This is a genomic window from Bradyrhizobium sp. CCBAU 45321 (genome assembly GCF_028128975.1).
In the GTDB taxonomy this organism is placed as follows: Bacteria; Pseudomonadota; Alphaproteobacteria; order Rhizobiales; family Xanthobacteraceae; genus Bradyrhizobium; species Bradyrhizobium yuanmingense.
The window spans coordinates 224,996-251,112 of sequence record NZ_LFKZ01000128.1; the positions used below are offsets into that span (position 1 = coordinate 224,996).

Annotated in this window: 24 protein-coding genes; 12 read left to right on the forward strand and 12 right to left on the reverse strand. The window is 65.0% G+C overall.

The window, feature by feature from the left end; all coding sequences use genetic code 11:
• The first annotated feature begins 83 nt into the window (after positions 1–83).
• Together ACM43_RS28480 and ACM43_RS28485 are read left to right on the forward strand one after the other, a co-directional pair.
• A complete protein-coding gene (locus tag ACM43_RS28480) occupies positions 84–626 on the forward strand; it encodes a tetratricopeptide repeat protein (protein ID WP_157280611.1) in 543 nt (180 codons plus the stop codon).
• A 122-nt stretch (positions 627–748) separates the two neighbouring features.
• On the forward strand, positions 749–2,137 hold the full coding sequence (locus ACM43_RS28485; RefSeq protein WP_271544636.1) for a serine hydrolase domain-containing protein: 1,389 nt from the start codon (positions 749–751) through the stop codon (positions 2,135–2,137).
• Here ACM43_RS28485 and ACM43_RS28490 read toward each other — a convergent pair.
• On the reverse strand, positions 2,124–3,689 hold the full coding sequence (locus ACM43_RS28490; protein ID WP_271544638.1) for a S10 family peptidase: 1,566 nt from the start codon (positions 3,687–3,689) through the stop codon (positions 2,124–2,126). The two genes, ACM43_RS28485 and ACM43_RS28490, sit on opposite strands and share 14 nt — an antisense overlap.
• Positions 3,690–3,941: 252 nt before the next feature.
• Between ACM43_RS28490 and ACM43_RS28495 the strand changes: the two genes are divergently transcribed.
• The 3 genes from ACM43_RS28495 to ACM43_RS28505 all read left to right on the forward strand — a co-directional run bounded on the left by ACM43_RS28495 (position 3,942) and on the right by ACM43_RS28505 (position 5,966).
• Positions 3,942–4,721 (forward strand): NAD kinase, encoded by a 780-nt coding sequence (locus tag ACM43_RS28495; protein WP_036010536.1) that lies wholly within the window; start codon positions 3,942–3,944, stop codon positions 4,719–4,721.
• A 92-nt stretch (positions 4,722–4,813) separates the two neighbouring features.
• Complete coding sequence (locus ACM43_RS28500) at positions 4,814–5,359, forward strand: response regulator (protein ID WP_011088265.1); 546 nt, start codon at positions 4,814–4,816, stop codon at positions 5,357–5,359.
• Between the two features lie 28 nt (positions 5,360–5,387).
• A complete protein-coding gene (locus ACM43_RS28505) occupies positions 5,388–5,966 on the forward strand; it encodes an Hpt domain-containing protein (RefSeq protein WP_271544643.1) in 579 nt (192 codons plus the stop codon).
• 138 nt (positions 5,967–6,104) lie between these two features.
• Here the strand turns inward: ACM43_RS28505 and ACM43_RS28510 are convergent, their stop codons facing one another.
• The 5 genes from ACM43_RS28510 to folE all read right to left on the reverse strand — a co-directional run bounded on the left by ACM43_RS28510 (position 6,105) and on the right by folE (position 9,965).
• A complete protein-coding gene (locus ACM43_RS28510) occupies positions 6,105–7,280 on the reverse strand; it encodes a DUF2336 domain-containing protein (protein WP_271544645.1) in 1,176 nt (391 codons plus the stop codon).
• An 11-nt stretch (positions 7,281–7,291) separates the two neighbouring features.
• Positions 7,292–7,504: a hypothetical protein gene (locus ACM43_RS28515; RefSeq protein ID WP_271544647.1), complete on the reverse strand. Its 213-nt coding sequence runs from the start codon at positions 7,502–7,504 to the stop codon at positions 7,292–7,294.
• A 62-nt stretch (positions 7,505–7,566) separates the two neighbouring features.
• Positions 7,567–8,586, reverse strand: coding sequence for a transglycosylase SLT domain-containing protein (locus tag ACM43_RS28520; protein WP_271544649.1), 1,020 nt, complete (start codon positions 8,584–8,586; stop codon positions 7,567–7,569).
• A 236-nt stretch (positions 8,587–8,822) separates the two neighbouring features.
• Entirely contained in the window at positions 8,823–9,245 is a 423-nt protein-coding gene (hisI, locus tag ACM43_RS28525) for a phosphoribosyl-AMP cyclohydrolase (RefSeq protein ID WP_271544651.1), read from the reverse strand.
• 27 nt (positions 9,246–9,272) lie between these two features.
• A complete protein-coding gene (gene folE / locus ACM43_RS28530; RefSeq protein ID WP_036010520.1) occupies positions 9,273–9,965 on the reverse strand; it encodes a GTP cyclohydrolase I FolE in 693 nt (230 codons plus the stop codon).
• A 252-nt stretch (positions 9,966–10,217) separates the two neighbouring features.
• On the opposite strand from folE, the gene ACM43_RS28535 reads away from it, so the two are divergent.
• Complete coding sequence (locus tag ACM43_RS28535; protein WP_036044037.1) at positions 10,218–10,673, forward strand: iron-sulfur cluster assembly scaffold protein; 456 nt, start codon at positions 10,218–10,220, stop codon at positions 10,671–10,673.
• Between the two features lie 104 nt (positions 10,674–10,777).
• On the opposite strand, the gene ACM43_RS28540 is transcribed toward ACM43_RS28535, so the two are convergent.
• Positions 10,778–11,674, reverse strand: coding sequence for a hypothetical protein (locus tag ACM43_RS28540; RefSeq protein ID WP_271544653.1), 897 nt, complete (start codon positions 11,672–11,674; stop codon positions 10,778–10,780).
• 260 nt (positions 11,675–11,934) lie between these two features.
• Between ACM43_RS28540 and yidD the strand changes: the two genes are divergently transcribed.
• Both yidD and ACM43_RS28550 read left to right on the forward strand, forming a co-directional pair.
• Complete coding sequence (gene yidD, locus ACM43_RS28545) at positions 11,935–12,273, forward strand: membrane protein insertion efficiency factor YidD (protein WP_271544655.1); 339 nt, start codon at positions 11,935–11,937, stop codon at positions 12,271–12,273.
• 89 nt (positions 12,274–12,362) lie between these two features.
• Complete coding sequence (locus ACM43_RS28550) at positions 12,363–12,569, forward strand: hypothetical protein (protein WP_036044035.1); 207 nt, start codon at positions 12,363–12,365, stop codon at positions 12,567–12,569.
• Here ACM43_RS28550 and ACM43_RS28555 read toward each other — a convergent pair whose 3' ends face one another.
• Positions 12,570–13,784, reverse strand: a complete 1,215-nt coding sequence (locus ACM43_RS28555; RefSeq protein ID WP_271544658.1) for a hypothetical protein — start codon at positions 13,782–13,784, stop codon at positions 12,570–12,572.
• Positions 13,785–13,786: 2 nt separating this feature from the next.
• Positions 13,787–15,154 (reverse strand): APC family permease, encoded by a 1,368-nt coding sequence (locus tag ACM43_RS28560; RefSeq protein ID WP_271544660.1) that lies wholly within the window; start codon positions 15,152–15,154, stop codon positions 13,787–13,789.
• Between the two features lie 361 nt (positions 15,155–15,515).
• Between ACM43_RS28560 and ACM43_RS28565 the strand changes: the two genes are divergently transcribed.
• On the forward strand, positions 15,516–16,838 hold the full coding sequence (locus ACM43_RS28565) for an alpha/beta hydrolase (protein WP_271544662.1): 1,323 nt from the start codon (positions 15,516–15,518) through the stop codon (positions 16,836–16,838).
• A 37-nt stretch (positions 16,839–16,875) separates the two neighbouring features.
• On the opposite strand, the gene ACM43_RS28570 is transcribed toward ACM43_RS28565, so the two are convergent.
• Positions 16,876–17,241 carry a hypothetical protein gene (locus tag ACM43_RS28570; protein ID WP_157280621.1) on the reverse strand — a complete coding sequence of 122 codons (366 nt, stop codon included), beginning with the start codon at positions 17,239–17,241 and terminating at the stop codon, positions 16,876–16,878.
• 89 nt (positions 17,242–17,330) lie between these two features.
• Complete coding sequence (locus ACM43_RS28575) at positions 17,331–18,506, reverse strand: MFS transporter (RefSeq protein ID WP_271544665.1); 1,176 nt, start codon at positions 18,504–18,506, stop codon at positions 17,331–17,333.
• A gap of 187 nt (positions 18,507–18,693) precedes the next feature.
• Here ACM43_RS28575 and thrS point away from each other — a divergent pair, with 187 nt between their 5' ends.
• From thrS to ACM43_RS28590, 3 genes are all read left to right on the forward strand, one after another.
• A complete protein-coding gene (gene thrS, locus ACM43_RS28580) occupies positions 18,694–20,736 on the forward strand; it encodes a threonine--tRNA ligase (protein ID WP_271544667.1) in 2,043 nt (680 codons plus the stop codon).
• A 93-nt stretch (positions 20,737–20,829) separates the two neighbouring features.
• Positions 20,830–21,393 (forward strand): nitroreductase family protein, encoded by a 564-nt coding sequence (locus tag ACM43_RS28585; protein ID WP_271544669.1) that lies wholly within the window; start codon positions 20,830–20,832, stop codon positions 21,391–21,393.
• A 62-nt stretch (positions 21,394–21,455) separates the two neighbouring features.
• Positions 21,456–22,724 (forward strand): serine hydrolase domain-containing protein, encoded by a 1,269-nt coding sequence (locus ACM43_RS28590; protein WP_271544671.1) that lies wholly within the window; start codon positions 21,456–21,458, stop codon positions 22,722–22,724.
• Here ACM43_RS28590 and ACM43_RS28595 read toward each other — a convergent pair.
• Positions 22,710–25,172: a putative bifunctional diguanylate cyclase/phosphodiesterase gene (locus ACM43_RS28595; protein WP_271544673.1), complete on the reverse strand. Its 2,463-nt coding sequence runs from the start codon at positions 25,170–25,172 to the stop codon at positions 22,710–22,712. The genes ACM43_RS28590 and ACM43_RS28595 overlap by 15 nt on opposite strands.
• Positions 25,173–26,117: the final 945 nt, after the last annotated feature.

Here is a 26,117-nt window from a genome sequence, read left to right on the forward strand (position 1 = left end):
ACGCGGGAATGTTTTTGCCCGAGAGGTGTTCCGGTCTTCGGGCAATCGTGTAGGATCGCCACGTTCCATACCGGAGAACTTAGATGCGCAAACTCTCAATGCTCGTTGTGCCGGGACTCGTCGCCGTGACGCTGGCGGCCGCGCCGGTGCTGTCAAGCGCGTACGCCGCGGGCGGCGACGACCCTTCGTCGCCGCCGAAATCGGACACCTCGACCAAGAAGGGCAAGAAGAAGAGCTCTTCCGTCAGCGACCCCAAGTTCCTCGCGGCCTACCGCACCGCCTATGCCGCGATCTACGACAAGCACGATTACAGGGGCGCGATCGACCAGCTGAAATCGCTCAAGCGCAACGACGTCGCCGACGTCGCCAACCTGATCGGCTACTCCTATCGCAAGCTCGGCGACTACCAGTCGTCGAAGGCCTATTATGAGCTGGCGCTGAAGGACGATCCGAACCACGTCCGCACCTGGCAATATTACGGCCTCTGGCAGCTCGAGCAGGGCAACCGCGAGCAGGCGCAATACCACCTCGACAAGATCGCCTCGCTCGCCGGCACCGGCAGCTCGGAATATCGCTCGCTGGCCGAAGCGCTCGACAAGCCGACCGGCGCGACGCTCGTCTACTGAAGGCACCTACTGAAGGCATCGCATCTTCGAACGACGCGAACGGGCACAACCTTTCAGGTTGTGCCCGTTCTGCTTTCTCGGCTAGCCTTTCGCACCGACCTCCCTCGCAAACCGGTAGCGCAATGGACACGTGGCTGCGATCCGCGATCGACTACATCGGCTCCTGGATCGAATACCAGCTGACGACGATCCAGCAGCCGGGCGTCATCGTGGCTTTCGCTCATCGCGGCGAGGTCATCGCCGAGCATGCGTTCGGCCTCGCCAATCTCGACACCGGCGAGAAGCTCACCCCGCGCCATCGCTTCCGCATCGCCTCGCACTCCAAGAGCTTCACCTCGGCCGGCATCATGAAGCTGCGCGAGCAGGGCAAGCTCCGGCTCGACGACCATGTCGGCCGATATGTCGGCGGCCTCGATCCGCGCGTCGCCGAGACGACCATCGCGCAAGTGCTGTCGCACAGCGCGGGGCTGACGCGCGACGGCGCCGATTCCGGCCAGTTCATCGACAGCCGCCCCTATCTCGATGCCAAGGAGCTGCTTGAAGAATTGAAGCTGCCGACCGCGATCGACCCCGGCACACGCTTCAAATATTCCAATCACGGCTTTGGCCTGCTCGGCCTCGTGATCGAGGCTGTTGCGAAGGAGCCCTACTCCGTCTGGATCAAGCGCGAGATCATTGCGCCGGCCGGCCTGCGCGAGACCGAGCCGGACGCACCGCTTCCCAAGGGCGCAGCCTTCGCGCGCGGCCACACGCGAAGAGTGCCGTTTGGCGAGCGCTGCGTGATCCCCGGCGACAATCCCGCTCATGCGATGGCATCTGCCGCAGGCTTCGTCGCCACCTCCGCCGACACCGCCCGCTTCTTCGCGCAGCTGGCGCCCAACGCGAAGAAGAGCGTGCTGTCGGTCGCGAGCCGCCGTGAGATGACACGAAATCATTGGCGCATCCCGCAGAGCGTCGAGACCTATTACGGCTTGGGGGTCAATGCCGGCAAGACCGACGGCTGGGACTGGTTCGGCCATGGCGGCGGTTTCCAGGGCTATATCTCGCGGACCTGCTCCATTCCCGCTTGCGAGCTTGCAATCAGCATCCTCAGCAACTCGATCGACGGCGCGGCGCCGTTCTGGATGGACGGCGCGATGCAGATCCTGCGCGTCTTCCAGACCCGCGGCGCCCCCGACCGGCGCGTGCGCGACTGGACCGGGCGCTGGTGGACGATCTGGGGCGCGACCGATCTGGTCCCCGCCGGCAACCGCGTGCTCGTCGCCAACCCGCAGTTCAACAACCCGTTCATGGATGCCGCCGAAATCGAAGTGACCGGCCGCGACACCGGCAAGCTCGCCTGGGCTGCCGGCTATTCCAGCCACGGCGAGCCGGTGCGCCGGATCCGTGACAAGCGCGGCAAGATCAGCGACATCTGGATTGCCGGCGCGAACGTGAAGCCAAAAAAAGTCGTCGCACGCGAGATCGCGCGCCGGTATCCGCCGCGCAAGCGCCGGCTTACTCCCGAATGAGCGCCTCGACCTCGCTTCGGAACGCCTGCCGCGATCCGTCGCGCGAATAGAACATGTGGCCGCCGGGATAGACCACGAACTTCACGCGCTGCGTCACGAAGGCCGGCAGTTGGTCGAGCACCCGCCTCGTTGCGAAATAGGGCGTGGCGAGATCGAACAGGCCGTGCGTGACCAGCACGTTCAGCTTCGCATCGGTGGCGAGGATCTGGCGCAGATCGGAGACCGATTGCGGCGGGTTGATGCCGCGGCCGAAATCCCATTGACCTTCGACGGCACCGTTCAGGACTTCATATGAGCCGCCGGGCCGCCAGTTCAGCTTGCGCGAGAGCACGTCGACCGCGGCGCTCGTCAGCGGTGCCTGGAGCGCATCGCCGGAGGGATCGCCGAAGCGCGAGCTGCTCGAATCCGGATAGGGATCGAAGCCGCGCACCGAGGCATCGTAGCGTCCGGTCACCTTGCCGTTCTTGCGGTCGAATTCGCGGCGGAATTCACCGACGTCGAAGCGGCCGGCGAGGCGGCGGCTCACCGCTTGGTCGATGCCGGTCAGTTCGGCGACCTTGTCGGCCAGACGCGTCGTTGCCTCCTTGTCCGCCTCGCCCCTGACGAGGTCGGTCAGGAATTCGCCGCGCGCGTAAGCCTCGACGTCGGCGAGGTCGGCGCGCTTGACTGGACGTTTGGCTTCGCGCGCCACTGCCACGTAGCTCGGCAGCGTCGCGACATATTGCAGGACGCTCGTGCCGGTGAACTCGCGGAAATCCAAGAGCGGCGAGACCAGGATCAAGCCCCTGACGCCGACGCCGTGCTGGAGCTGCAACTGGCGCAAGACCTTGGGGCCGCGAATGCCGCCATAGCTTTCGCCGGCGACGTATTTCGGCGACGTCAGCCGCTCGTGCTTTTCGAGCCAGCGGCGGATCACGAGCGCGATCGAGTTGGCGTCACCATCGACGGAGTAGAACGATTTGCGGGCATCCTCGCCGCTCGCCACGAAGCGGCTGTAGCCGGTGCTGACGGGATCGATGAAGACGAGATCGGTGAAGTCGAGCCAGGTCTCCGCGTTCGGCTTCACCTCGGGCGAGGCCGACGGCGACAGGGCCTCGCCATCGAGCGGCAACCGCCACGGCCCGGCCGCGCCGAACTGAAGCCAGGCGGAGGACGCACCGGGCCCGCCGTTGAACAGGAACGTCACCGGACGCGTGGCGCGCTCGGCACCGTCGAGCTGGTAGGACGTATAGGCGATGTCGGCCAACGGCTCGCCTTTGCCATCGAACACGCGGATCGACCCGGCGGTGGCCGTGAAGTTGAGGGTCCGGCCGGGCAGATCGAGCGTCTGCTTCGTGGTCGAATCCGGCGGCAGACGGTGCGGCTCGGCCGCGGACGACGACGTCTGCGGCGCGCCTTGCGCGCCACCGCCGCGGCCCCCCTTCTGTCCGGCCGGCGCGGCCGCCTCGGAGCGCGGCTGCGGTTCATCCGCATACGCAAAGCCAGCGAACGCGAAAGCCGACACCGCCAACACCAGGCCCGCGCGGCGGAGCGCCGGCAAAGTCGTGACCATGATCGTCCTCCGTGTCCGGCCGTGATCGCCGGGACTCAGAAAGGTAGCGCCAAATTGCGACGGTTTGGGGAATCATTGGCAGTGCGAACCCTGAAGCGGCCGGCCGGGTTCAAATTGCCCGGTTCTGTGCTTAAGTCCGGTTGGACCGTCCCCGTTAGCTTTGGTGGGCGGTCATCCTCGACAATACGGGCCTACCTCGTATAGACGAGCCCGGCGGAACCTTCCTCGACCCAGCGGCCCTGCCGAGAAGCCATGACCAAGCCTGCGCGATACGACCGGATCGCCTTCGTCGCCAGCCCGAGCAACGAGGCGCAAGCCGCCTTTGGCCAGCTGACCAGGGACTATGGCAATTGCGATCCCGATGAGGCCGACGTGGTCGTCGCACTCGGCGGCGATGGGCTGATGCTGCAGACGCTGCACCACCATATGCGCACGGGAAAGCCGATCTACGGCATGCACCGCGGCACGGTCGGCTTCCTGATGAACGAGTACTCGACGCATGATCTGCGCCAACGGCTCGAGACGGCGCATGAATCCGAGATCAATCCGCTCCTGATGCGCGCGACCGACGTCAACGACCGCGTTCACCTGCACCACGCCATCAACGAGGTCTACCTGTTCCGCCAGACCTCCCAGGCGGCGCGCTTGCGGATCCTGATCGACGAGCGCGAACGCATGCCGGAGCTGATCGCCGATGGCATTATCGTCGCGACGCCGGCAGGTTCGACGGCCTATAACCTCTCCGCCCAAGGACCCATCCTCCCAATCAACGCCGCCCTGCTGGCATTGACGCCAATCAGCGCCTTCCGGCCGCGGCGCTGGCGCGGCGCCCTCCTGCCCAATACCGCCTATGTCGTCATCGAGGTGCTGGAAGACGACAAGCGCCCCGTCGCCGCGGTCGCCGACCACGAGGAGGTGCGCAGGGTCCGGCGCGTCGAGGTGCTTTCGGACAAGAGCATCTCGATGCGGATGCTGTTCGACCCTGGCCACAGCCTGGAAGAGCGTATCTTGCGGGAGCAGTTCGGCTACTGAGCGTTCTGCCGCCCAACCCCTGGCCGCAACCCTTCGTTAACTCCCGGCACGATATGGTTAATGAAGGTTGACCCGCTTTTGGCCCGGGCGTCATGTTCCGTATCGACTTCAACAAGCTGCGCTTCCTCGTCTGCGACGACAATCCGCACATGCGCCGCATCCTGCGGACGCTGCTGCATTCGTTCGGCGCGCGCGAAGTCTATGAGGCCGAGGACGGCGCCACGGCGCTCGAAATGTACAGCCATTACGTGCCCGACATCGTCATCACCGACTGGGCCATGCCGATCTTCGACGGGCTTGAGCTCGCGCAGATGATCCGGCAGCCGGAATCCAAGGGCAATCCCTACGCACCGATCATCATGCTGACCGGACATTCGGAGAAACGTCGCGTCACGGTCGCGCGCGATGCCGGCGTCACCGAATTTCTGGCCAAGCCGATCTCGGCCAAGGGGCTCTATCAGCGCATCCTCAACGTCGTCGCTAATCCCCGCCCCTTCATCAAGACCAAGACCTATTTCGGCCCCGACCGGCGCCGCAACACCAACTCCGCCTATATGGGCCCGGAGCGACGCGTCGGCGAAAAGCACGAGGTGCTGCAGCAGCCCTCGCTGCTCGACAAGGCCCGCTCCACCATCTAGCGCAACCGCTTCAGACGAGGCAGGCATCATGGCGAAGAACAGCGCAAAGGACATCGAGGTCAAGGCCTTCGCCACGCACCAAGTCATCACGCAGCCCAATCCGCTGCGCAAGGTCCTGCGCCGCGTCGAAGAAAAAGACCTGGACGACCCGGTCGGCCGCGCCGAGCAGGCGCTCGCGCGCCTCTCCGGCGAGTTCAAGGACTGGATGGCGATCGAGGTCCAGCGACTGTCCGCCGCCTGGACTGCCGTGCAGAGGGACGGCTTCACGAAGAAACTGCGCGACGAGCTGTTTCACGCCGCGCATGACATCAAGGGCGATGCGGCGACATTCGGCTTTCCTTCAGCCGCAGGCATCGCCGAAAGCCTGTGCCGCGTCATCGAGCACGCGCCTGACCTGGAAAAGGTGCCGGCCGAGCTGTTCACGCACCACATCAACGCCATTCTCGCCATCGTGCACGAGAACACCAGGCTGGACAGGATCAGCGTCTCGGCCGAGCTCAGCCGCCGCCTGCGCAAGGTCGCCGACGATTATCTTGCCCACGTCAACCGCGACCGCCCCGAGCATCTCGAGGTGATCCTGGCACCGAGCATCGCACCGGCGGAATAAGGCCGAACTCTCTCCTCTCGTCATTGCGAGCGCAGCGAAGCAATCCAGACTGCCCCCGCGGAGGGATTCTGGATTGCTTCGCTGCGCTCGCAATGACGGAGCCTGTCTCTTCCGGCCCGCCTTATCGCGAGCTTCGAACTACGCCGCAATCAGATCGTCATAAACCGGATCGACCACATCATCCGCGACAATCTCGTCGCAGAACAGCCGTGCCTCTTCGCGCGCGGATTCGGTGGCGAAGCGGCGCAGCAGGACCATCAGCGGCTCGGTGGCGCCGCGATCGGACTCGCAATGGGTGAGCACGCGCTCGACCATGCGCCGGCGCAGCCGCACCGCGCCGTCGTCGCTATCGACGAAGCCCTGCTCGTGGCAGGCATCGAGCGCGACCTGGAACGCCGCAAATGTCGCCTCCGGAAGCCCGGCGCGACGGAGCAGCGCGTGCACGCTGTTGCCGCCGCGCTCGTGCAGCAGCGCCGAGACGCGCGCGAGCGGCAGATCGGCGAGCTCGGCGAGTGCCGCATCGAACAAGCCCAGATTGCCGGACAGTAGTGCACGCAGGATCAGGCCCGCGGTCAGCTGGCCGGTGACGCGCAAATGCCGGACCAGGCCCTGCATGTCATCGCCGCGCGAGCGCGCCGCGATGTTCATGGTGGAGCGGTCGCGCGCCTCGATGGTGATGCGGTCGGCGCGGTCGGCGCTCAGCCAGTTCCGCGCCACGACGAATTGCGCCAGCGTCTCGGAGAGCTTTGCCACCAGCGCAGCACGCGTTGCGGCCGGCAGATCCTCCAGCACCAGCATCGCCTCGCGGATCGCGGCGAGATGACCGTGACGCTCGACGATCCGGTCCCAGGAGAACGGGGCGAGCTCGGCATGGGGATTCTCGATCAGCTCCAGCGCGGCAGCTGCGCAGCCGACTTCGGCGATCGCGGCGCACACCGACACCGGCAATGCGATGCGGCGGGCGACTGCGCATTGCACCTCCTCGCCGCCGGTCGCGACGATGTCGACGAGATCGGCGTCGATCAAGAGCGGGGAATGTTCGAGCACCGGCAGCGCGACCGTCGGCTGATCGGCCGACAGCGCCCGCACGATTGCGGCCGGTGCATCGAGGCTGCGGGCAAAAGCTTCGGCCATCGCCTGCCGCACCAGCGGCGAGGCATCGTCGAGCAGCATCAGAAGCGCGCCTTCGGCGGCGATGCGATCGTCTGCAGAAAGGTCCGAGATCAGCCAGGCCCGGGCCAGCGCCCGTGTTGCCTCGGCCCGCTCGCCTGCGGGTGCCGTCCTGATCCAATGAATGAAATGCCGAACAATCATGCTGCTTCGGGCTACACAACAAACGAAAATGATGACGGCTCGTCACCTGCAACACAAAATAAACCACGACGCTTAACAAAGCGTTCACCATAACCGGCTGGTTTCATTGATGATTTGTTAAGGGAACAAAGCCGCTTGGCAGGAATGCCCCGGACGCAGCGCAACACGCAAGTGATGCGCTCCTGAGCCGGAGCCCAGATGGTCGAGAGCAGTTTTTGTTGCATGGCTCCCGGCTCTGCGCAGCAGCGCTTGCGCGCCGCAGCGCGTCCGGGACACGAGATCTCGGCTAGCTCGAGAACGTGCCGCTGCGATCACTGAAGAGATCGAGCGGTTGCGGCGGCCGCAGGTCGGGCGTCGCCGATGCGATCGAGGTGAGCGAGGCATTGTTGCCCCATAGTTTCTGCACCGTAGTCGAGACCGGTTGCGTGGCATCGCCGGGTTGATAGATCGAACGAAACACCGGCGTGCCCGTCGCATTGTCCGCGACATGTGTCGACGACGTCGCGCTGACGGGCGTCACTGTGCGGGCATTCGGGAAGGTCTGGAGATAGGCGGCGTTGTCCACGACAGGCGCAGTGGGCACCACTGCATTGGCACTCGCCACCTGCGTGGTCAAAGGCGTGGCGCCATACATCGCCATCGCGCTGCGGGTCACCTTTGAATTGGCCGCGCTGGCATAGCGGCTGTCCAGGACCGAATAGACCTCGGAGACGCTGCGGGCGCGGCCGTCCTTGGCGTAGAAGATCGGGCGGTTGGCGGCCGCCGCGTTGGGAAACAGCCGCGCGCCGACGGCTTGCGGATTGTCCTCGGCATTGGCGATCAATTTCGCCGCGCCGCGGACGCCCATGAAATGGGCCATGTAGAGTTCGCTGTCGCTCGGCCTGCGCCCGAGCAGGCCGGTGAGCTTGAAGCTGTTCGACTGCGTCAACGCCGCGGCCATGGCGGAAGCGGCTTCGGGATCGTCGCGCAGCTTCATGATCGACCGCTTCTTGACGGGATCGTCGACGGTGTAGGTCCCCGATGACGTCCTGGTGATGGCGTCGGCGTAGCTGCCGTAGCCGAGCTGGGCACCCGCTTCCTTCACCGTGCCGAGCCAGGTCTGGTCGATGAACTGGTAGAGCCCCTGCGCGGACGAGGTGGTGGCGGCGGCCGTCGGATTGAAGTCCGATTCCATCTTGGCCGTGGTCAGCATGTACTGGAAGCTGACGCCGGAGACGTTCGAGGCCTGCTTGATCGCACCGGCGACACGCGCCCGCGACGGATCAAGGCCGGCCGTCTGCGTGGCACTGAAACTGTCGATCGACATGGTGGAGGGCCCGCCCCGCGCGGCGCTGAGCGACGCCGGCAATTCGGCGCCCGTCGTCTCACCGTGGGACAGGTATGGTTAAGGAGGGGTTAATCCCGCCGCCCTGGTCATTCCGGGGCATCGCGAAGCGATGAGCCCGGAATCCATTGAGCTGCCCGTGACGCATTGCGATGGATTCTCTGGTGCGCAATTGCGCACCATAGCTCGCGCTGCGCGCGCCCCGGAATGACAGAGGACTACTTCTTGTAAACGTTGTCAGGATCGAACAGCCGGTCCGCCTCAGTGAAGACCAATCTCGCTCCCCCACCCTCGGCCTCGACCTTGCGGTAGAAGCACGACCGCCGGCCGGTATGGCAGGCCGCGCCGATCTGCTCGACGCGGATCCAGACCGCATCCTGATCGCAATCGGTGCGCATCTCGACCACGCGCTGGGTTTGACCCGACGTCTCACCTTTTCGCCACAAGGCATTGCGCGAGCGGCTGAAGTACCAGGCTTCGCCGGTCGCAATCGTCTTGCGCAACGCCTCTTCGTTCATGTGCGCGACCATGAGCACGTCACCGGTAGCGACGTCGGTGGCGACGACCGTCACGAGGCCAGCGGCATCAAATCTGGGCAGGAAGGCGAGGCCCTCCTCGATCTCATGGGAATGAGCGGACACAGCAACTCTCGCCGGTTTGTCGCGAGGTCAGCGCGTCGTGCCTCGCACCAGGGACAGGAAACGGGCCTGCTCCGCCGGATTGTCGCGGAACATGCCGGTGAAGCGGCTGGTGAAAGTAGAGGCGCCATGCTTGGCGACGCCGCGCACCGACATGCAGGTATGCTCGGCCTCGATCAGCACGGCAACGCCGCGAGGCTTGAGGACCTCGTCGATCGCGGCGGCGATCTGCGCGGTCAGGTGCTCCTGGGTCTGGAGCCGGCGGGCGAAAATGTCGGTCAGGCGGGCCAGCTTGGACAGGCCGACGACGCGCTCCACCGGCGTATAGGCAATGTGCGCCTTGCCGTAGAACGGCATCATGTGATGCTCGCATTGCGAGGTGAACTCGATGTCGCGAACCAGCACGAAATCGTCGTAGCCCGCCGTCTCGCCGAAGGTGCGATCGAGCACCTCGGCCGGGCACTGGTGGTAGCCCTGATAGAGCTCGTCGAAAGCCTCGACGACGCGGCGCGGCGTATCGAGCAGGCCCTCGCGCTCGGTGTTCTCGCCGATATAGGCGAGCAACGTCTTCACCGCCGCTTCCGCCTCGGCGCGCGCGGGGCGCGGCTGGTCGGCGCGGACGGCGGCCGCGAGGAATTCGGCAGGATCGAGCTCGGCCGGGCGGCTCTCGGGCTGCCGGTCGGAGGGCTTGCCCGGGCGGATCGATTTGATTGCAGCGTCCATATCTTCTCCGTTCGACGGCCTAATGGCCGGAGTGTCACCGGCAGACGGGGCGGCCAAGCCGCCGGACGCCTGAACAGAACAAGTTTCGGTGCAAAAGTCCCGAGGTCACAACGCCGGCAGCGCAGATCTGGATCACCGCCACCGCCCGCTGGACTGTTTTTCCACCAGTTCCGCCCCTATATAGGACCGTGGGCGGCGCCCGCCAAGGCCGATCCGGCTGGAAGCGGGTGTGGACGCGTTGGACTCCATCACATGCTGAACGACATTTACAACAAGCGGATCATCGAGCTGGCCGGGAATATTCCGCGGCTCGGACGGTTGGCGGACCCCGATGCCTCCGCCACCGCCCATTCCAAGCTGTGCGGCTCGACCGTGAAGGTCGATCTCAAGATGAACGGGGACACCGTCACCGACTTCGCCCATGACGTGAAGGCCTGCGCCTTGGGCCAGGCCTCTTCATCCATCATGGCAAGTCACGTGGTCGGCTCGACTGCGAGCGAACTCCGTGAGTTACGCGAAACCGTTCGCAAGATGCTGAAGGAGAATGGTGCGCCTCCTCAAGGCAAATGGGAGGAGATCAAGTTCCTTGAGCCGGTCCGCGACTACAAGGCGCGCCATGCCTCGACGCTTCTCACCTTCGATGCCGTGGTTGATGCCATCGGCCAGATCGAGGCCAGAACCAAACAGCCCGCCGCAGCGCAAGGCTGACCCCCCTCCCCGTCATTCCGGGCGAACCTGCACCTCAGGTACGCACTTGCTCACCAAGGTTCGCGCTGACGCGCGCCCCGGGATGACTGCCGATATTTAAGAGCTTACTTCGGCGCCGTCGCAGCAGCCGGCGTGGCAACACTACCGGTCGGCACCACGGCTTCCGCCGTCTTGGTCGACCTGGAAGCCTGCTCCGGTTCCGCGCCGAACCTCGCCTGCGTCTTCGGTGCAAGCTCCGCCATTGCCGGCGCCGAGATATCCACGTGCGGGAGCACGTCAGCCACGAGATCGGTCGTAACCAGATTGGTGAGCTTGAGCTCGCCGGCATCGAGCTCGTGCAGGTCCTCCCAGGGCGGGACGCTGAGCGCAAGCGACAGCAGATCCCCGGCGCCACCCATATCGAAGGTGTATTTGGCGAGGCGGCCGATGTCGCGCTCCACGATCATCAGGTCCTGCGCGCTATAACTCGCCGCCTTGGCATCGTCGGCGCGGTCGCCCATCCAGATCTGGTGAACCCGGACATGCGCGGCTTCCGGCACGTAACGCTTCTTGCCGGCCAGCAGCAGGAACGCGCACATGGATTCGCAATACGCTTCCGGCGCGACGGCCGGCCGTGTCGACGGCCCGCCGCGGAGGCTCACGCCGACCGTGGTCAAAAGCCCGAGATTGCGGAAGCGCCGGCCGAGCGTGATCGCGTCATTGACGGAGCCGCCGCTGGAATCGAGCACTACGGTGGCGCCGCCGAGCTGGCGGCCCCGCGAAAACTCTTCGAATTCTTTGGGCGTATCGGCGGTGATGATGCCGACCGCACTGATCCAGCCGCGGCAGTTCGGCTCGCAGGCGACCCAGCTGAACTTCATCGGCAGCTTGCGCTCTTCGAGAACAGCGCCTGCGCGGGCCGACGATCCGAATGTCGCGACGGCACCTGCCAGCGCGACCCCACAAACGGCGGTTCCCACCAGCAACCAGCCGCGAAGATTAAGGGAGTTCAGAAGTCTCAATCTGGTTCCTTCCCCAAGCCCCAAGCCCCAAGCCCCAAGCCACCAAACATTCCCCGGTAGCGCTATCTGAGTCCATCATACAGGCGTATGTTTCTACACACGGCCGTCATAAAAATGGTATCCGGGCGAATACAGATCGTCCACAGATACTTGCTGCAGTGCTCCCAAAAAACACGCAAAATATGGCGCGGAAACAATAGCTTACGGTTCCCTGCCCCGGAACTATGCAACATCGCGCCTAAGGTCGCAGCAAAGCGCCCATGAAGCATTCAGCCTGCCAGCGCTGTTCCAGTTCGGTCGATGGTGTGCTCCGGCTGCCGCGCAGATTCGGCCGTGGGCTGATCTGGGTGTATCGCCATACGCTGTCGCCTCTGGTCGGGTACAACTGCCGGCATCTGCCGACCTGCTCCGCCTATGGCGATGAGGCGATCGAACGGTTCGGGCTGTGGGCCGGCGGCTGGATGACGCTCGCGCGCCTGCTCCGTTGCCATCCCTTCGGCACGTCCGGCATCGACAATGTGCCTCTCACCGCGCCCAAAGGCGCACGCTGGTATCAGCCCTGGCGCTATGGCCGCTGGCGCGGAGTTAACGCGCCCTGACTTGCGGTGCTCTGAACAGCGCCGCCCTGACCGGAACCTTAGACTTTCCGCCCGCGTTGTTTTGATGCTCCCCACGGGAGGAAACAACAATGCGCTGGAAAATCAGCCCGCATTTTCACGTCAAGCCCGGTCCGAATCTCGATCACAGGGCGCACGATCCAAGAACCATCGACCTGCTCGCCATCATCGCTTTGCTTGCGCTCGTCCTCGGCTCAGGCTGGTATCTTGAGAGAAGCCTTGCGACACAGCCGAGCACGACGACGTTCATCGTGCCGAGCCAGAGCGTGCATTGGTAGTCATCGGAACCAGTAGAACCGTCCCTGTGACGGAGGGATCGACTCCGGCGGTCGTAGCCGCTTCGGGCGCGGCGGCTTTGGCGCCGGCTCGGCGGCCGAAGTGGTCTCTGCAGCCGGTGCGGTCTCGCTGCCCGGCACCTTCACCGCCAGCAGCAAATTCGATTCACGCATGCGCCAGCGATAGCCGACGCCGAAATCGATCGGCTGGGCACGCGTGAACAGCTCGGCGTAGCGCTCCTGGTAGCGGCCGGGGAATTCGTCGATGGGGCCGAGATAGCGGCCGAACGGGAAGAACCGCCATTGCCGTGCATTGTAGTTCGCGAGCGGAATGCCGGAATCGTCCTGGATGATGGTGGCGCTGTTGGCGAGCAACCAGTCGCGTGCGACGGTGAAATTGCCGGAGTGCAACAGGTAGGACGCACTCTTGAGCAGGCTGTTGCCGGGCCCGAGCGTCTCGCAGAATTTCAGGAAGCCCGTGGCACGTGCGCCGGAATTTGAGAGGTCGGTCGCGAAATAATACAGCGTACGCGCTTCCCCGCCGCTGCCGGCAAAGCTGATCCGGACGCCGCGCGTCGCGTTCCGTCCGGGATTGTCGCCGCCGACATGTAGCCCGCCCTTGTCGTCGAGCGCGACCATCTCGACGTTGCGGATGGTCTTGCCGGAGCGGGCGAGAAAGACATAGAGGATCGGCAGGGTGCCGTTGACCTGGTTGGCGCTCAGGTCGACCTTCATCTGCTTGGTGATGAAGAACGAGAAGCTCAGGATCGAGCCAAGCGAGCGTTCGACGTTATAGAGCGCAGCGCCGACCGAACCGCGCGGCAGCCGCGTCAAATCGGGCACCGCGCCGACCGGCTCCAGCGCGCCGAGCACGTAGGTGCTGGCCTTGGAATGGAAGGCGTCGGCGTAGAGGAAATCGGGGCCGCTGAACAAATAGAACATGGTCGGTCGGGGCGCGGCCAGATTGAGGTCGGCCCAGCTGCGGATCTTCGAGAGCTGACGCTGCTCGAGCTGAGCGAAGGCGCCGTCGAAGAATTTGGCGTGACGCTGCCAGGCCGGGTCCCTGGTGAGCGGCACCAGCGGCGAGTCCGCCGAAGGCTGCATGCCCGCAAGGAAGCGCGCCGTGTCATCGAAGGTGACGTCTGCGGCACGCGCGGACGAGACGGCCGCAGCCAGGAGGACGAAAGCAACGGCCGCAATTCTCAGGGGGCGGAGCATGGCTATTCGCGATGCGGCGATGCGGCAGCGACGACGGGCCGCCTGCGGAAAACAGCGTAAATCAAAAGGCCGGAGAGCATGACGAGCATTCCCGACAGCGACTGAAGCGGCCGCTCCGTCAGAAGGTAGTACATCATGAACGCGGTCACGAGCAGAAACACGAGCGGCGTGAACGGGTATCCCCAGGCGCGATAGGGCCGCGGCAGATCGGGATCGGTGATGCGCAGCTTGATGACGCCGGCGACCGTGAAGAACGAGCAGAACAACAGCGCGAACTGGATGAAATCGAGCACCGCCTCGAAGCTGCGCGTGAACAGCAGAAGATTGGCGATGGCCAGTTGGAACAGGATGGCATAGGCCGGCGCGCCGCTCACCGACCGTTTGGAGAAAACGCGCAAGGCGGGAATGTCCTCCCCCATCGTCATCATCACGCGCGGGCCGATCCACATCATCGCACTGATCGAAGAGATCAGACCGAAGCAAATCATGGCGCCGACGATCCGACCGCCGAGACTGCCGAAGATGACGGTGCCGGCGACACTGGCGACGTCGAGCTGGCCGGCGAGCGCGCTGACCGGCGTCGAATGGAGAAATACCGCGTTCAGCGCGACATACAGCACGAGCACGATCAGCGTGCCCGCGAGCAGCGCGCGCGGCAGGTTCCGTTGCGGCGTCTTCATCTCGCCGATGATGTAGGTGGCGGCATTCCAGCCCGAGAACGAATACATCACGAAGACGAGCCCGATGGCGAACGGCGCGCTGACGATGTGAGCGATATCGCCGGGCTGCGGCGTGAAGCTGATCGGCTGCGGCACGGCGATGACGAAGCCGGCGACCAGGAAGGCGACGATCAGCACGACCTTGAGGACGGTCGAGATCAACTGGAATGTGGATGAGTGCCTGACGCCGGTCAGTTGCACGAGCGAAACCAGCCACACCACGCCGATGGCGAGCGGAATCGCCGGCAGATCGGGTACGACCGATTTGGCATATTCCCCGAACGCCATCGCGGCGAGCGCGACCGGCGCTGCGAATCCGACCGTGGCCGACACCCAGCCGGCGAGGAAGCCGAAGGCCGGGTGGTAGGCGCGGCCGAGCAAATTGTACTCGCCGCTCGAGCGCGGAAACATCGCGCCCAACTCGCTGTACGCGAACACACCGCACAGCGCGACGACGCCGCCAACCGTCCAGAGGAGCAGGATCGAGAAGCCGGACGGGATGTCCTTGACCTGGAAGCCGAGGCTGGTGAAGACGCCGACCCCAATCATGTCGGCCACGACGATGGCGGTGGCGACCGGAACAGAAACCCCGGCCCCCCTCCCGGTCAGCCGGTCCGTCCAGGGCGGGGTACCCGCATCTGATGCCGTCATCAGGGTCCTTAACCTCAGGCGCTTCGCCTCGTGGGGCCCATCGTGCACTTTGGCCCAGTCAATTCAAGCAGGGTTAACAAGGGTTAAATGAGGCAACGGAGGCAGGTACCAGACCACCGCCTAGACGCTTCTTTGGACGATATCTCTGGATGCACCCGGAATTGCCCGTTCCGCTCCCCCACAATCAGGACACGATTGCATGGTCCTTTCGAGCGTTCCGGATGTGGGGAAGTTTCTCCGGACGCTTAACGTCGCCTAAACGCCAGTCGGCTCAATTGTTTCAAGATTGCCGATGGACGTGTGACTTGGACGTGTGACCTGGGACGTAAGACTTGGGTCGTGACTTTGGGGTCATGGGTGGATGGCCGGGGCCGCTCCTAAACTGAGAGCTGATGATCGTGCCGATCGGACACCGTCCGGTCGGCATGATCGTGCGCTCCGGGCCGGTCTGATCTCAGTCATGGTGCCGTTGTCGCTGACGCTGGTTCAATGCGGCAAGGCGCCGGATCCGGCGGCGTTGGCGGCGAACTCCCAGGCGAATGTCCAGGTGGTCGCCAAGACCAATTCGCAGATCTCGAACGCGCGCGTGGCAAGCGGCGACACGTTCGAGGATCGCTTCCCTGCCCCGCAGTTTAGGGAGCGCTTTCCCTCGGCGAGTGAAGGCTTCCTGCAACGGCAGATGTCGGACTTCTCGCCCAAGAGCGCGGTCCAGCGACAAATACCGGAGCAGGCGTCCTACAAGGTGGCCTCGCTCGAGCCGCAAGTCCCGTACAAGCGCCCCGCCCGCGAGGATCTGACGACACTCGTCAGCATGAAGTCGTCGGCCTTCCCCTATTTCGGCAACAACCCCGCTTCCGACGCGCCCTTCCTCAACATTTCCAAAGGCGACCGCCGCGGCCACCGCAGCTATTCCGGCCGCGTCTACTGGCAGGACGAGACCTATAGCGACAGCCGCGTGCTGGTGCACGTGCCCGAGCATTTCGACCTGCGCAAGCCGGGCGTGATCGTGGTGTTCTTCCACGGCAATGGCGCAACGCTCGAGCGCGACGTCCGCGACCGGCAGATGGTGCCGAAACAGGTCACCGATTCCGGCGCCAATGCGATCCTGCTTGCGCCGCAGATGGCGGTCGACGCCGCCGATTCCAGCGCCGGAAAATTCTGGCAGCCGGGCGGCTTCAAGCGCTTCATGGCGGAATCGGCCGACCATCTTGCGCGCCTCACCGGCGATCCCAACAGCGCGCGCGCCTTCGCCAACATGCCGATCGTGATCGTCGGCTATAGCGGCGGCTTCCTGCCGACAGCCTGGAGCCTGGAGGTCGGCGGCATCAGCGACCGCGTGCGCGGCGTGGTGCTGCTCGATGCCGTCTATGGCGAGATGGACAAATTCGCGTCCTGGATCGAGAACCACCGTTCCGGCTTCTTCGTCAGCGCCTACACCCGCCACACCGCGCGGCGCGACCGCGAGCTGATGAGCATGCTCCGCCAGAAGGGCATCAGCGTCGCCGAGGACATGGACGGGCCGCTACGACCCGGCAGCGTGGTGTTCGTGGAGACCGGCGAGGGCATCACCCATCGCGACTATGTCACCCGCGCTTGGACGCGCGATCCGCTCAAGGACGTGCTGGTGAAGATGGCGGCGACGCCGTCGCTCGCGCTGACGCGCGTCGCCTCCACAAATCCCTAGCCGGGCCGATATCAGGTCTCGATATCAGTTCCAAATATTAGTTCCTGGGCAGCTTCGGAATGCTCTCGGCAAAGCCGTTGAAGCAGGCCAGCCGCTCGTCCTCTTCCTTGAAGAAGCGGCAGTCGGCATAGCCCTTGGCCTTGGCCGGCTTCGGCTTCGGCGCCGGCGGGATCACCGCGTCGTAGCAGTTGAGGCGATCCTTGGTGCCGTCGTCGATCTCGAGGCAGGCCTGGAGGCGGACGGCGATCGATTGCGGCTTGCCCTTTGGAGCGGCGGCAGCCTCCTTGGCGCCTTTCGGCTTGACCTGCACCAGCGGCTTGTCCCCCACCATGGGTGGCTTCTCGGTCTGCGCAAATGCGGAGGCTGAATAGAGCACCGCGGCAACCGCCAGAATCATCCTCATCTCAGTCAACTCTCTTTGATCCCCACGCCGGCCTTCTACCGCTCCCGCGCGAGGTTTGCCAAGCGCCTTGCGCGCACGACCTGCTGCGTTCAGGCGGTGGCGGCAGCCGCCCGCCGGGGCCGGGTCACGACCACCAGGATCAGTGCCAGCACGACGAAACCGACCGCGACGAAGCCGAGCGCGTGCAGGAGCTCGCGGGCGAACAGCAGCCCGCCGACGGCGGAGCCAACCGCCTGGCCGATATAGAGAACGGACGTGTTGAGCGCCACGGTGGCCGATGCGAGCGGCGGCGCAGCCGCGACCAGCCGCACCTGCTGCATCGAATTGGTCGAGGCGAAGCCAAGGCCCCAGATCGCTACCGCGCCCGCCATCATGACGAGCGAGCCGGCGCCGAGGGCCCACCCGCTCATCCCGGCAAGCAGCAGGCAGGTGAACAGCAACGAGGTGCGATAGGGCCCCGCAGTGTCGACGATGCGCGTGGCGACGACGACGCCGAGGAAGCCGCAGATCCCGTACAGCGCGAAGACCGAGCCGATCGCATCGGGACCGGCGCCGGTGAGCTTGTTGAGCAGCGGGCCCATATAGGTGAACACGACGAACTGCCCCGACATTTGCAGCATCGTGATCGCGAGCAGCAGCAGGATCGTCCTGCTTCGGCCGACGGCGGCCCATGTCTTCAGATCGACCGGTGCGCCCTGCAGACCCGCCGGCAGACGCAGCAGCAACAGCAGGAAGCTGACGCAGCCGAGCGCGCCGACCCCGCCATAGGCCGCGCGCCAGCCGTAGCGGCTGGCGATAAAGGTGATCAGCGGCAGGCCGACGGCGGCTGCGAGCGACCAGCCGAGGAAGAGGTACGCAATGGTGCTGCCGCGCCGTTCCGCCGGCACGATCAGCGCAGCCGTGCCGGCCGCCTGCGGCGTATAGAGCGAGCCGACTGCGAGCATCGCGAGCCGCATGATCAGCAGGCTGGTGTAATCGGGCGCAAACGCGGAGGCGAGATTGCCGAGTGCGAGCACGGCCAGCGTCGTGGCGAGCAGGGTCCGCCGTTCGATGCGGCTGGTCAGCCACGCCGTCAGCGGCGAGCCGACGCACAGCGTCACCGCGCCGAAGGTGATCAGGAGCCCGGCCGCGTGGATGCTGATCCCGAGCCCCGCCGACAATTCCGGCAGCATGCCCGCCGGCGCCAAGACCGAGCAGCCGGTCACGAGATTGCCGAGCATCAGGGCGGTTGGCGCGAAACGGCCGGCAGCTGGGGCGCTTTTCATGCAAACGCATGTAGCGGCGGCCTGCGACCGGTTAAAGGGTACAACGTCAAATAGTTGCGGGCTCCGCCCCGGGTTTTGCGCGCCACTTTCTTGGAAATGCCGGATTGCGCAGGCCGAATCGCCTGATATATCGCTCGTTCCCGCTTACCTGCGCTCGTTCGCAGGAGTGAGCCCCAGGAGAAAAGCAATGTCCGACCAGCCCAAGTCCGAGTCCGGCTTCCAGTACAGCCTGTCCAATTTGAAGCCCGTGACCCCCGCGGCCAAGGTCACCCTCACCTTCCCCGACGGCGCCAAGCGTCAGTTCGACAAGGGCATCATCGGCCTCGATATTGCCAAGGGCATCTCGCCGTCGCTGGCCAAGCGCACGGTCGCCATGGCGCTCGACGGCACGCTTGCCGATCTCAACGATCCCATCGAGGCCGACGCTGGAATCGAGTTCGTGAATCGCGACGACCCGCGCGCGCTCGAATTGATCCGGCACGACTGCGCACACGTGCTGGCGGAAGCGGTGCAGACGCTGTGGCCGGGAACCCAGGTCACGATCGGCCCCGTGATCGAGAACGGCTTCTATTACGACTTCTTCCGCAACGAGCCGTTCACTCCGGAAGACTTTGCCGCGATCGAGAAGAAGATGCGCGAGATCATCGCGCGCGACAAGCCTTTCACCAAGGAAGTCTGGGACCGCGAGAAGACCAAGCAGGTGTTCCGCGACAAGGGCGAGGCCTTCAAGGTCGAGCTGGTCGACGCCATTCCCGGCACCGAGCCGATCAAGATCTACTACCAGGGCGACTGGTTCGACCTGTGCCGCGGCCCGCACATGACCTCGACCGGCAAGGTCGGCAATGCCTTCAAGCTGATGAAGGTGGCCGGCGCCTATTGGCGCGGCGACAGCAACAACCCGATGCTGACCCGCATCTATGGTACGGCCTTCGCCAAGCAGGAGGATCTCGACGCCTACCTCAAGCAGATCGAGGAAGCCGAGAAGCGCGACCATCGCAAGCTCGGGCGCGAGCTCGACCTCTTCCACTTCCAGGAGGAAGGTCCGGGCGTCGTGTTCTGGCATCCGAAGGGCTGGACCATCTTCCAGCAGCTGATCGCCTATATGCGCCGTCGCCTGACCGGCGATTACAGCGAAGTCAACGCGCCGCAGATCCTCGACAAGGTGCTGTGGGAGACCTCGGGCCATTGGGGCTGGTATCGCGAGAACATGTTCGCGGCGCAATCGGCCGGCGACGAGGCCGAGGACAAGCGCTGGTTTGCGCTCAAGCCGATGAACTGCCCCGGTCACGTCCAGATCTTCAAGCACGGCCTGAAGAGCTACCGCGACCTGCCCTTGCGCCTCGCCGAGTTCGGCGTGGTGCACCGCTACGAGCCCTCCGGCGCCATGCACGGCCTGATGCGCGTGCGCGGCTTCACCCAGGACGACGCGCACATCTTCTGCACCGAGGATCAGCTCGCCGAGGAGTGCCTGAAGATCAACGATCTCATCCTGTCGACCTATGCCGATTTCGGCTTCACCGGCGACCTCACGGTGAAGCTCTCGACCCGGCCGGAGAAACGCGTCGGCACCGATGCGATGTGGGATCACGCCGAGCGCGTGATGGCGACGGTGCTGCGCGAGATCCAGTCGCAGAACAATCACATCAAAACCGAGATCAACCCGGGCGAAGGCGCGTTCTACGGACCGAAGTTCGAATACGTTCTGCGCGATGCCATCGGTCGCGATTGGCAGTGCGGCACCACGCAGGTCGACTTCAACCTGCCGGAGCGGTTCGGCGCGTTCTACATCGACCATGACGGCGGCAAGAAACCGCCGGTGATGGTGCACCGCGCGATCTGCGGCTCGATGGAGCGCTATATCGGCATCCTGATCGAGCACTATGCCGGCAACTTCCCGCTCTGGCTCTCGCCGGTGCAGGCGGTTGTCACCACCATCACCTCGGAAGGCGACGAATACGCCCAGGTGGTGCTGGAGCAGGCGCGGCGCGCCGGGCTTCGGGCCGAGATCGACCTGCGCAACGAAAAGATCAACTACAAGGTCCGCGAGCACTCGCTGGCCAAGATCCCGGCCCTGCTCGTGGTCGGCAAGAAAGAGGCCGAGACGCATTCGGTCTCGGTCCGCCGGCTCGGCAGCGACGGCCAGAAGGTGATGACCACGGCCGAGGCGATCGCCGCCCTGGTCGACGAGGCGACCCCGCCGGACGTAAAGCGGGCCCGCGGCGCCGTCTGAGCCCTGAAATCGATCTAAATTCGCTTCCGGTTGCGGGCGTGCATGCTTATCTCGGCATGGCACGCCCGCCGACCATTTGAAGAGGATATCGCAGTGCCCGACGCCATCGAACTCCTGAAAACCCGCCGCTCGGTCAAACCGCGCGAGATGACGGGGCCCGGCCCGTCGGCGGCCGAGCTCGAGACCATCCTCACCATCGGGGCGCGCGTGCCCGATCACGGCAAGCTCGCGCCGTGGCGCTTCATCATCTTCGAGGGCGACGCCCGTGCACGGGCCGGCGAGGTGATCGCGCGGGTCTTCGCCAGGAAGAATCCGGGGGCGCCGGCGGCCGACGTCGAGACCGAGCGCAAGCGCCTGATGGACGCGCCGCTGGTGATCGGCATCGTCAGCTTCACCAAGCCGCACCCGAAGGTGCCGGCGTTCGAGCAGGAATTGTCGGCGGGCGCCAGCGCCATGAACATCGTCACCGCCGCCGCCGCGCTCGGCTACGGCGCCTGCTGGCTGACCGGCTGGTTCTCGTTCGACCGCGACGTGCTCGACGGCCTCGGCCTCAAGCCGGATGAGAAGCTCGCCGGCTTCATTCATGTCGGCACGCCGACCAAGCCGAGCGAGGACCGTCCGCGCCCGTCCCTTTCGGACATCGTGACGCGATTTTAATCGATGTTGTGTTGACGCATCGAGCGTCTTGCGGCTTGATCCCGCCGAGGAGGAAGCTGCGGATGAGACGCCGTGAATTTCTGGTCGGGGCAGCCATGCTGGCCGGCACGATGGCGCGAAGCCCGGCCGCGGACATCCCCGCCCCCTCGCCCGACGGGCTCGACCGCATCACGGCGTTCTTCGACAACGAGGTGGCAAGCGGCCGGCTGCCGGGCGCCGTTATTTTGGTGCAGCAGCACGGCAAGCCGGTTTATCTGAAGTGCTTCGGCGTGCGCGATACCAGGACCGGCCTTGCGATGACGCCGGAAACGATCTTCGCCATCCACTCCATGACCAAGCCGATCACGTGCCTTGGCGCGATGATGCTGATCGACGAGGGCAAGCTTGCGCTGACCGACCCCGTGTCGAAATACATCCCGCTGTTTGCCGAGACCAAGGTCGGCCTCGAGGTGACCCGGCCCGACGGCAAGCTGGAGCTCGACTTCGTCCCACCTGAGCGCCCCGTCAACATCGAGGATCTGCTGCGGCATACTTCGGGCATCAGTTACGATTACATCGGCAGCGAATGGGTCGAGCACGCCTACAAGGCCGCCAATATTTTCGAGGGTCCCTTCAACAACAGGGAGTTCGCCGATCGCATCGCCAAGCTGCCGCTGGCGCGGCAGCCCGGAACGCTGTGGCGCTACGGCCATTCCACCGACGTGCTCGGCAGCGTCATCGAGATCATCTCGGGCCAGACGCTGTACGACTTCCTGAAAGCACGCATCTTCGATCCGCTCGGCATGAACAGCACCAAATTTACGCTCGCGACTGAGGACGAGCTGGCGCGGATGGCGCGGCCGCTGCCGAGCGACTCAATCCTGCTCGCCGGCGAGCGCGACCGCCTGGACCATCCAGAATGGCAATCGGGCGGCGGCGGCCTGCTCTCGACCATCACCGACTATCAGCGCTTCTCGCAGATGCTGCTCAACGGCGGCGAGTTCGAGGGCAGGCGCTATCTCAGCCCCGCCGCGTTCAAGGCCATGACGACCGATCAGATCGGGCCGGGCTCCGGCGTCGGACGCGACTATTTCTATTTTCCAGGCGACGGCTTCGGTTATGGCTACGGCCTTGCGGTGCGCACCGATCCCGGCAATGCAAAACCGCCCCCGCCGGGCTCGCTCGGCGAATTGAAATGGGACTCGGGGAGCGGCACCTATTTCGGCGTCGATCCCAAGCTCGACATGGTCTACGTCATGATGCAGCAGACCCAGAACGAGCGCGGCCGCATTACCCCCGCGTTCAAGGCGCTGGTCTACGATTGCTATCCGCCCGCATTACGCCGCCCGTGAGGTGCGCTGACCGAAATCGGCGAGGAGCTTTCCGAGCTCGACCGCCGGCCGCGCGGCGCTGAACAGAAATCCCTGCACCTCGTTGCAGCCTTCGGCGCGCAGCCAGTCGAGCTGATCCTCGGTCTCCACGCCCTCCGCGGTCGTGGTGATATTGAGGCTGCGCCCCAAACCCGAGATCGCGCGCACGATCGCACCGCAGTCGGGCCGCTCGGCCAGATCCTTGACGAAGGAGCGGTCGATCTTGATCTTGTCGAAGGGAAAGCTGCGGAGATAGCTCAGGCTGGAATAGCCGGTGCCGAAATCGTCCATGGAAATGCCGACGCCGAGCTCGCGTAATTGGTGCAATGTGGCGACATTGGCGTCGGTCTCGGCCAGGAAAATCGACTCGGTGATCTCGAGCTCGAGCCGCTTCGGCGACAGGCCGGACTGCGCCAGGGCCGAGATCACGACCTGGACCAGGTTGCGGCTGCGGAATTGTGCCGGCGACAGGTTGACGGCGACCTTGACGTCGACGGGCCATTTCACCGCCTCGGTGCAGGCTTCGCGCAGCACCCATTCGCCGAGCTGGGTGATCAGGCCGATGTCTTCGGCGACGGGGATGAACTCCGCGGGCGAGATCATGCCCTTGTCCGGATGACGCCAGCGCAGCAGCGACTCGAAGCCGGAGATGCGGTCGGAGGCGATCGACACCAGCGGCTGATAGTGCAGCTCGAACTCGCCGTTGGCGAATGCCCGGCGCAGATCCAGCTCCATGTCGCGGCGCCTCTGCGCCTGGAGGTCCATCTCACGCTCGAAGAAGTGGTGCACGCCGCCGCCGTCGGCCTTGGCCCGGTACAGCGCCATGTCGGCATTGCGCATCAACTCTTCCGGCGTGGTGCCATCGCCCGGCGACAGCGCGATGCCGATGCTGGCGCCGATCACCATCTCCTGTCCGTCGACGTCGTAAGGCGCCTTCAGCATGTCGATCAGCAGGGACGCGCAGGCGCTGGCCTCGTTCGGCGAGACGTCGGAAGCCAAGATGACGGCGAACTCGTCGCCGCCGAGCCGCGCGGCGAGATTGGTGCCGCGGACCGCAATCGTCAGGCGCTCGGCGACCTGCTTCAATAGGCGATCGCCCACCGGATGACCGAAGGAATCGTTGATGTTCTTGAACAGGTCGAGATCGATGTAGAGCACGCCGACCCGTTTTCCCGCGGCCTGGTCCAGCGCCTGCTTCAGGCGCTCCTGGAAGTGTTCGCGGTTCGGCAGGTCGGTGAGCCCGTCATGATGCGCCATATAGGCGATGCGCGCTTCGGCCTTGCGCCGTTCGGTAATGTCGACCACCGCCACCAGATAGCCGTCGCGCTCGTCGAAGGCGACGCGACGGCCGAAGGTGAGCACCTCGATCTCGCTGCCGTCGGCGCGCAAGTGTCGCCAATTGCGCGAGGAGTGGTAGGCGTCGCCGAGGCGCTCCAGCGCCGCGGCGTGGCTGTCCCACTCGTCCTCCGGCCAGATCTCGTGCAGCTTCATGCGCAGGAAGGTCGCGCGGCTGTAGCCGTAGTGCTGGACCGCGGCGTCGTTGACGCTGAGAAACTCCTTGGTCTCTGCGTCGAACACCCACATCGGCATTGGATTGTTGTCGAACAGGAGGCGGAACGAAGCATCGCGCCGCTTCAGGACGGTGACATCGGAGATGGTCAGCGAGACCACGTCGGCAAAGGCCGTGGCGCTGAGCCTGAGGTAGCGCCCCTCGCTCTCGAGCTCGAGCTGCTCGCAGCGGCTGCCCGATACGGCCTTGAGCAGGAATTCCATCACCTCGGGCAAGGCCAGCAGCGTGCCGCCTTCGCCGATCCGCCGCCACAACAGGCTTGCGCCTGCAACCTTCAGCAGCTCGCCCGCGCTCTTGTTGTGGTGCACGACCTGAAGGTCGAACGGCTTGCCGGCGGCATCGCGCAGCGTCGCCAGCGAGACCACCGCGTCTTCGGTCGCTGAAAAGATGGCGTCGAGCAGATTGTACTGCGCGCCGCGCTCGTTGACATAGGCGCCGATCAACGTCGCGCCCCAGCGCGAGGACGTCGGCAGCGCCAGCACGTCGTAGGTTCTGACCATTCCGTCGCGCACGCAATGCGCGCTCGCCAGGTGCGGCCGTCCGGCCGCCAGCGCGCTCGCCGCCGCTTCCGACAGGGCCGTGGCGCAATCGGGCGACAGCTCGGCCAGGGGAATGTCCCAGCGCTCCTCGCCGAGCCATTTCTGCACGTAGCGTCCGCTGCGCGACAGCTCGAGCACGCCATCGTTCTTCAAGAGCGCGATGTGGTCTGCAAGCCGCCCGAGACTGCCGAGCATGACGTCCTCGTAGCGCGGCAGCCGCTCGCCCGGCTTCAACGCCGCACGCCATTTGCGCTGAAGCACCGGGATGTCGTCGAACATTTCGGCGGCCGGTTTTCCCGGGATCTTCTTCGCGGCAGTCATTGCAGTCCCCAACGCACTTTCCCGCCGCATGCAATGCAGGCGCGCTTAACGACATGTAAAAAGCGCGCAGGCGCGGGTTCCATTCAGCGATTATGACAGTTTTAAGTCAGGTGTTGGTTAGTGGGCGTTAGAGACTGTGACGGTTGCGCGAAGCTGCTCTCGTGTCCCGGACGCGACGCGTAAGCGGTGCGGCGCAGAGCCGGGACCCAGCAAGGTACAGAACTCGCTGCTGCATGGCCCCGGCTCTGCAGCGGCACGAGACGTTCAGGTACACAGCTGCCTCAACACCGTCATTGCGAGCGCAGCGAAGCAATCCAGAATCCCTCCGCGGAAAGACTCTGGATTGCTTCGCTGCGCTCGCAATGACGGTGTGTGTGGTGGGCAGCGCGTTCTTCAATTCGCATCGGTCGCGGACACGCCTTCGCATCCTCGCGGCGGACTCGCCCGAGCTTTGCTTCTTGCTACCCTCATAATTGAAAGAGGGCGCAGGGAAGACCGGGTGCCGGCCGGGCACCCACGGTCCACTGTGCGAAAGGTGGCAACGAAGAATTTGCACAGCGGCATACAGGTGAAGCCAAACATCCGGCCTTCCCTGCGCAGTGGCTTTACGGCTTATGTCGTGCTCTCCCCGGGGAGCGATGCACTATTGCCCCCGTCGCCTTGCGGATGGCTGACGCGTGAGCCCGGTTGGGCCGCTCCCATCACCGCAAGACTTGGCGCACAGACCCCGGGCGCCAGGACCACACGATTTTGCCGTACGCCGATGACACCGGTCGTATGCGCGAGGTCTTTGCTCACGGCTCTCCGCCCTGCAAACCCTTTCGCGCCAACGCCATCAGCGTCCACCGCCCCCCGACCCGCGTTCGTGACGATCGCGATACGCCCCTCTTCCTTGGGCCGGGTTGCGCGACACATACGCGATTTCCGAATTTCGGTAAAGCGGAA

Bases quoted from the DNA above. Each gene is read 5' to 3' on its own strand.
- ACM43_RS28480 (WP_157280611.1), top strand. From the start codon at position 84: ATGCGCAAACTCTCAATGCTCGTTGTGCCGGGACTCGTCGCCGTGACG.
- ACM43_RS28485 (WP_271544636.1), top strand. From the start codon at position 749: ATGGACACGTGGCTGCGATCCGCGATCGACTACATCGGCTCCTGGATC.
- ACM43_RS28490 (WP_271544638.1), bottom strand. From the start codon at position 3,689: ATGGTCACGACTTTGCCGGCGCTCCGCCGCGCGGGCCTGGTGTTGGCG.
- ACM43_RS28495 (WP_036010536.1), top strand. From the start codon at position 3,942: ATGACCAAGCCTGCGCGATACGACCGGATCGCCTTCGTCGCCAGCCCG.
- ACM43_RS28500 (WP_011088265.1), top strand. From the start codon at position 4,814: ATGTTCCGTATCGACTTCAACAAGCTGCGCTTCCTCGTCTGCGACGAC.
- ACM43_RS28505 (WP_271544643.1), top strand. From the start codon at position 5,388: ATGGCGAAGAACAGCGCAAAGGACATCGAGGTCAAGGCCTTCGCCACG.
- ACM43_RS28510 (WP_271544645.1), bottom strand. From the start codon at position 7,280: ATGATTGTTCGGCATTTCATTCATTGGATCAGGACGGCACCCGCAGGC.
- ACM43_RS28515 (WP_271544647.1), bottom strand. From the start codon at position 7,504: ATGCAACAAAAACTGCTCTCGACCATCTGGGCTCCGGCTCAGGAGCGC.
- ACM43_RS28520 (WP_271544649.1), bottom strand. From the start codon at position 8,586: ATGTCGATCGACAGTTTCAGTGCCACGCAGACGGCCGGCCTTGATCCG.
- folE (WP_036010520.1), bottom strand. From the start codon at position 9,965: ATGGACGCTGCAATCAAATCGATCCGCCCGGGCAAGCCCTCCGACCGG.
- ACM43_RS28535 (WP_036044037.1), top strand. From the start codon at position 10,218: ATGCTGAACGACATTTACAACAAGCGGATCATCGAGCTGGCCGGGAAT.
- yidD (WP_271544655.1), top strand. From the start codon at position 11,935: ATGAAGCATTCAGCCTGCCAGCGCTGTTCCAGTTCGGTCGATGGTGTG.
- ACM43_RS28550 (WP_036044035.1), top strand. From the start codon at position 12,363: ATGCGCTGGAAAATCAGCCCGCATTTTCACGTCAAGCCCGGTCCGAAT.
- ACM43_RS28555 (WP_271544658.1), bottom strand. From the start codon at position 13,784: ATGCTCCGCCCCCTGAGAATTGCGGCCGTTGCTTTCGTCCTCCTGGCT.
- ACM43_RS28560 (WP_271544660.1), bottom strand. From the start codon at position 15,154: ATGACGGCATCAGATGCGGGTACCCCGCCCTGGACGGACCGGCTGACC.
- ACM43_RS28565 (WP_271544662.1), top strand. From the start codon at position 15,516: ATGGCCGGGGCCGCTCCTAAACTGAGAGCTGATGATCGTGCCGATCGG.
- ACM43_RS28570 (WP_157280621.1), bottom strand. From the start codon at position 17,241: ATGAGGATGATTCTGGCGGTTGCCGCGGTGCTCTATTCAGCCTCCGCA.
- ACM43_RS28575 (WP_271544665.1), bottom strand. From the start codon at position 18,506: ATGAAAAGCGCCCCAGCTGCCGGCCGTTTCGCGCCAACCGCCCTGATG.
- thrS (WP_271544667.1), top strand. From the start codon at position 18,694: ATGTCCGACCAGCCCAAGTCCGAGTCCGGCTTCCAGTACAGCCTGTCC.
- ACM43_RS28590 (WP_271544671.1), top strand. From the start codon at position 21,456: ATGAGACGCCGTGAATTTCTGGTCGGGGCAGCCATGCTGGCCGGCACG.
- ACM43_RS28595 (WP_271544673.1), bottom strand. From the start codon at position 25,172: ATGACTGCCGCGAAGAAGATCCCGGGAAAACCGGCCGCCGAAATGTTC.